This window comes from Dietzia sp. B19, from assembly GCF_014145155.1.
In the GTDB taxonomy this organism is placed as follows: Bacteria; Actinomycetota; Actinomycetes; order Mycobacteriales; family Mycobacteriaceae; genus Dietzia; species Dietzia natronolimnaea.
Genome location: NZ_JAALED010000251.1, coordinates 1 through 5,371 on the forward strand (window position 1 = coordinate 1; position 5,371 = coordinate 5,371).

Annotated in this window: 5 protein-coding genes; all 5 read right to left on the bottom strand. The window is 68.9% G+C overall.

Translation table 11 applies throughout. The features are described 5' to 3' along the window. Window positions 1-40: 40 nt before the first annotated feature. The 5 genes from urtE to urtA all read right to left on the bottom strand — a co-directional run bounded on the left by urtE (window position 41) and on the right by urtA (window position 5,060). Window positions 41-742, bottom strand: coding sequence for an urea ABC transporter ATP-binding subunit UrtE (urtE, locus tag G6020_RS08085; RefSeq protein ID WP_179523259.1), 702 nt, complete (start codon window positions 740-742; stop codon window positions 41-43). Then, the gene (gene urtD / locus G6020_RS08090; RefSeq protein WP_179523260.1) at window positions 739-1,626 is read right to left on the bottom strand and encodes an urea ABC transporter ATP-binding protein UrtD; all 888 of its coding nucleotides are present in this window, start codon (window positions 1,624-1,626) and stop codon (window positions 739-741) included. The genes urtE and urtD overlap by 4 nt, the downstream gene beginning before the upstream one ends. Continuing rightward, entirely contained in the window at window positions 1,623-2,840 is a 1,218-nt protein-coding gene (gene urtC / locus G6020_RS08095) for an urea ABC transporter permease subunit UrtC (protein ID WP_241732624.1), read from the bottom strand. Before urtC ends, urtD begins: the two co-directional genes overlap by 4 nt. Next, window positions 2,837-3,721 carry an urea ABC transporter permease subunit UrtB gene (gene urtB, locus G6020_RS08100; protein WP_182610272.1) on the bottom strand — a complete coding sequence of 295 codons (885 nt, stop codon included), beginning with the start codon at window positions 3,719-3,721 and terminating at the stop codon, window positions 2,837-2,839. Before urtB ends, urtC begins: the two co-directional genes overlap by 4 nt. 85 nt (window positions 3,722-3,806) lie before the next feature. After that, window positions 3,807-5,060: an urea ABC transporter substrate-binding protein gene (gene urtA, locus G6020_RS08105; RefSeq protein ID WP_182610273.1), complete on the bottom strand. Its 1,254-nt coding sequence runs from the start codon at window positions 5,058-5,060 to the stop codon at window positions 3,807-3,809. Window positions 5,061-5,371: the final 311 nt, after the last annotated feature.

Sequence of the window (5,371 nt, forward strand, 5' to 3'; positions counted from 1 at the left end):
CGATGTGTGCGGAACGCTCTTGGCGAGGGGACCGGTTCGCTCAGATCGCCAGCGCCGACGTCACCTCGTGGGCGGCGGTGTCGTCGGAGGCGCCCGAGTGGGTGACCCGCCCCGACTCCACCACGTAGAACACGTCCGAGGCCCTCAGGGAGAACCCCACATGCTGCTCGACCAGCAGCACGGACAGGTCGCCGCGCGAGGCCAGGTCCACGATGATCCGCTCGATCTCGGCCACGACATTGGGCTGGATGCCCTCGGTCGGCTCGTCCAGCACCAGCAGCCGCGGCTCGGTGATGAGCGCCCGGGCGATGGCCAGCTGCTGCCGCTGCCCACCGGAGAGCAACCCGGCCTTCCGATCCAGCAGCTCCTTGAGCGCCGGGAACAGGTCGAGCGACTCGTCGATGAGCGCCTTCCCCCGCTTGCGCCCGTCCGCCACGACCCGCAGGTTCTCGGCGGTCGTGAGCTGGGTGAACGACTGCTGACCCTGGGGCACGTAGCCGATACCCAGCGCCACTCGGCCATGCGGTTTGAGTCCGGTGATGTCCTGGCCGTCGAAGGTGATCGTGCCGGCCTTGCACGGCAGCAGACCGACGGCGGCCCGCAGCAGGGTCGTCTTTCCCGCCCCGTTGTGTCCGAGCACCGCGGCCACGCCCCCGGCGGGGACCTCCAGGTCCACCCCGTGGAGCACCTCGGACCCGCCGTACCCGGCGCGGACGCCCGACATCTGCAGTAGTGCGCTCATTCGTCTGACTCCATCTCGGGTTCGGTGCCGCTTTCCGGCTCGGTACCGCTTTCCGGCTCGGTATCGGTTTCCAGCTCGGTGCCGGTGGCGGCCGCGGTGCCCAGGTACACCTGCTGGACATTGGGGTCGGCCTGGATCTCGGCGACCGTGCCCTCGGCGAGGACCTTGCCGGCCGCGAGGACGGTGACCGAGGTGGCGAAGTCGCGCATGAAGTCCATGTCGTGCTCCACCACCACCACCGTGCGGTCGGCGGCGATGCGCTGGAGCAGTTCCCCGGTGGCCTTGCGCTCGTCCGCCCCCATGCCGGCGACGGGCTCGTCGAGGAGCATCACGTCGGAGTCCTGGACGAGCAGCATGCCGATCTCCAGCCACTGCTTCTGACCGTGGGCCAACACCCCGGCCTTGGTGCCGGCCAGGTGCTCGAGACCGATGGTCTCCAGCGCCTCGGAGACCACGGTCGCGCGGCCGCGGCGCCGCCGGAGCAGGGTCACCCATCCCCGACCGGAGCCGGCCGCGATGTCCAGGTTCTGCTCCACCGTGAGGTCCTCGAAGATACTGGCCGTCTGGAAGGTCCGTCCGATCCCCATGCGCGCGATCTTGTGGGTCTTCATCCCCAGCACCGGTTGCCCGGTCTTGTCGACCGTCCCCGTCGCCGGGACCAGCCCCGTGATCGCGTCGACGACGGTGGTCTTGCCCGCGCCGTTGGGTCCGATGAGGAACTTGAGGTCTCCCTGGATCAGCGTCAGGTCCACCCCGTCGACGGCGCGGAACCCGTCGAACGAGACGGTCAGACCGCGGACCTCCAGGTAGGTCCGTCCCGTCGAGGCGCCGGCGCGGCCGCCTCCGGCCCCGGTCGAATCGGTGGCCACAGCGGTGGGGGTCATGGGGTCTCCTCCGTGTTGGATCCGGTGGATCCGGTGGTGGCGGGGGTCGCGGGGCCGGACCCGGTGGACCTGCGGCGCCGGCGGATGACGAACAGGCTGGCCAGGCCGCCGGGCAGGAAGCCCACGACGACGATGAAGAGCACACCCTGCAGGTAGGTCCACTGCGACGGGTAGGCCTCGGAGAAGGTCGTCTGCGCCCAGGCCACGCCGATCGCTCCCAGGACCGGGCCGAGCAGGGTGGCCCGGCCGCCGATCGCGACGCCGATGAGGAACGCGATCGACGGGGCGATGCCGATCGCCGAGGGCGAGATGATCCCGACGATCGGGACGAACAGCGCGCCGGCGATCCCGGCGGCGAAGGCGGCGACCGCGTACGCCAGGGACTTGACCAGCGCCGGGTCGTACCCCAGGAAGCGGACCCGCTCCTCCTGGTCGCGGACGGCCACGAGCAGCTCACCGAAGCGCGAGTGCATGAACTGGCGCACCAGCAACACCACTCCGATGAGGGCGCCGCCGGTGATGAAGTACAGCATCCGGCGGTTGGCCGGATCCGACAGGGCGAAGCCGAAGAAGCCGGTGAACCGGTTGAGTCCGTTGGATCCGCCGAGCTCGGGGCGGCTGACCAGGAAGATCGCCGCGGCGGCCGCGAGGGCCTGGGACAGGATCGCGAAGTAGGCGCCCTTGACCTTGCGGTTGAACACCAGGTATCCGAACCCGAAGGCCAGCAGGGGTGGCAGGAGCAGGATCACCACGAGGGTGAAGATCGGCGAGGCGAACGGTTCCCAGTACCCGGGCAGCGACCGCATCCCGGCGATCTGCATGAAGTCCGGCAGGGCGTCGGGACCGCCGCGGTCGCGGGCGTCGGCGAGCTTGAGGTACATCGCCATGGCGTACGCGCCGACGCCGAAGTACACGCCCTGGCCGAGCGTGAGCATGCCGCCCCGCCCCCACGCCAGCCCGATCCCACTGGCGACGATGCCGAAGCAGAAGAACTTGGCCAGCAGGTTGAGCCTGAACTCGCTCAACAGGACGGGTGCGACGCCGAAGATGAGGATCGCGGCGACGGCGAGCGCCACCCAGAACACCCAACGGGGTCGTTCGCCCTCGGTGGTCAGCGCGCCGGGCAGGGGCAGACGAGGTGGCCGTCCCCGACGACCCGCGGCCGGCTCGGCCGGGTCCGGGGTGGTGGTGCCGATGGTGGCGGTGTCGGTCATGCCAGGCTCCTGGTCTTGACGGCGAACAGCCCCTGCGGGCGGATCTGGAGGAAGACGATGATCGTCACGAAGACGAGTACCTTCGCCACGGAGGCGGTCGTGGAGTATTCGAAGAACGAGTTGAGGATCCCCAGCGCGAAGGCCGCGATGACGGCGCCCCTCAGCTGACCGAGGCCCCCGACCACCACCACGAGGAAGGCGTCGATGAGGTAGGACTGCCCGATGGTGGGGCTCGTCGAACCGATGAGGGTCAGCGCCACGCCCGCCACCCCCGCGAGGCCGGAACCGATGAAGAACGTGGTCAGGTCACTGCGGCGTGAGTTGATGCCGGAGCTCTCGGCGAGGTCGCGGTTGAGGGTGACGGCCCGGATGCGCCGCCCCATCGGGGTGAACCGCATGGCCGCCATGAGGGCGGCGACACACGCCACGGCCAGGAGGAAGATGAAGACCCGCGTGTACGGGACGGAGGCCCCGAGCAGGACCAGGTTCCCGCGGAGGAACGCGGGCACCTCGACGTTGACGGCGGGGGCTCCCCAGATGTCGCGCGCGATCTGTTGCAGCACCAGCCCGACGCCGAAGGTGACGAGCAGTGTGTCGAGCGGTCGGGCGTACAGCCGTCTGATGAGCAGCACCTCGAGGATCACCCCGAGCAACCCGCCCACCACGAACCCCGCCACGAGGGAGATCGCCAGCCCCGCACCGGAGGCGGCGACGAATTGTTGGATGACGTAGGCCGTGTAACAGCCGGCCATGATGAACTCGCCGTGCGCCATGTTGATGACGCCCATCTGCCCGAAGGTCAGGGACAGGCCGAGCGCTGCGAGCAACAGGATCGAGCCGATGCTCAGTCCTGTCGCGAGTTGACCGATGATGACGTCCACACCGGCTCCTTTCTCCTGCGTGCGCCCGCCCGCGGCGGCCCCGGTGACCGGGACCGCCGCGGGGGGGCGGTGGACTCGGACTGGGTCAGTTACCGGACAGGTCGCCGGCCCAGTCGTAGCCCTCCAGGAAGGGATCCGGCTCGATGGGCTCGCCCGAGCTCCACACCTCGTAGATCAGGCCGTCGGGGCGGATCTCCCCGACGAGTGCGGTCTTGGAGATGTGGTTGTTGTCCCCGTTGATCGTCACGGTGCCCTCCGGGGCGTCGAAGCTGACCCCGCCGGCATTCTCCTGGATCTCGGCCACATCGAAGCTGCCCGCCTTCTCGACCGTGTTCTTCCACAGGAATAGTGAGGTGTACGCGGCCTCCATCGGGTCGGAGGTGACCCGGTTCTCGCCGTACTTGGCCTTGAACGCCTCGACGAACGACGTGTTCTCCGGACTCTCGATGGTCTGGTAGTAGTTCCACGACGTGAGCTGGCCCTCGATGTTGTCCGCGCCGATGCCCTGGACCTCCTCCTCGGCGATCGACACGCTCACCACCGGGGTGTCCTCCGCGGTGAGGCCGGCGTTGGTGTACTCGCGGAAGAAGGCCACGTTGGAGTCGCCGTTGAGGGTGTTGAACACGGCGTCCGGGTCGGCGGTGCGCACCTTGTTGACGATGGTGGAGAAGTCGGTGGACCCGAGCGGCGTGTAGTCCTCACCGAGGATCTCGACGTCGTTGGCCTCCGCCCACGCCTTGATCACGCGGTTGGCGGTCTGCGGGAAGACGTAGTCCGAACCGACGAGGTACATCGATTCGACGCCCTGCTCCTTGAGGTACTCCAGCCCCGGGACGATCTGCTGGTTGGTGGTGGCGCCGGTGTAGAAGATGTTCTCCGACGCCTCGAGCCCCTCGTACTGGACGGGGTAGTACAGCAGCGCGTTGTTGTCCTCGACCACCGGCAGCATGGCCTTGCGGGAGGAGGAGGTCCATCCCCCGAAGATCGCGGCCACGCAGTCGCTGGTGATGAGCTTCTGCGCCTTCTCCGCGAACACGGCCGGGTCGGAGGCCCCGTCCTCGACCACGGTCTCGATCTGCTTGCCCATCACTCCGCCGTCGGCGTTGATCTGCTCCACGGCGAGCTCGACGGAGTCTCGCACGGTCCGCTCGGAGATCGCCATGGTTCCCGAGAGGGAGTGCAGCGACCCGATCTTGATGGTGTCGCCTGAGGTGTCCACGCACGATTCCGCGGAGGCCGCGGCGGTGTCCGAGGTGCGGTTTCCGCAGGCGGTGAGGGCGCCGGCCCCCAGAACCACGAGGGCGGCGGCGGCAGCAGTGCGTCTGGAGATGGATTTCACGCGGGTTCATCCTTGCCGTGGGCGGGCGGTCGGTGGCCCCCGCTTCTCGGGGATCGACGCTCGATGAACGCAAAGTTATGAGTTTCATGTGAGCCGCACGGTTCCACAGTGTTTCGTCTGTGTTGCCTCGATCCACCTGCAGTGAACCCTGGGTTTCTCAGCCCTTGCGCAGTTCCGGTGCCGGCGCCCCCAGCACGTGCTCACGCGCGGCGGACCACACCGCGCGCACTGCGGCCTCCACCGCCTCCGGGCTGCCACCCACCACCCGGGACCACGCCCCGCACCCCTCGGGCAGGGTGCTCACCCCACCG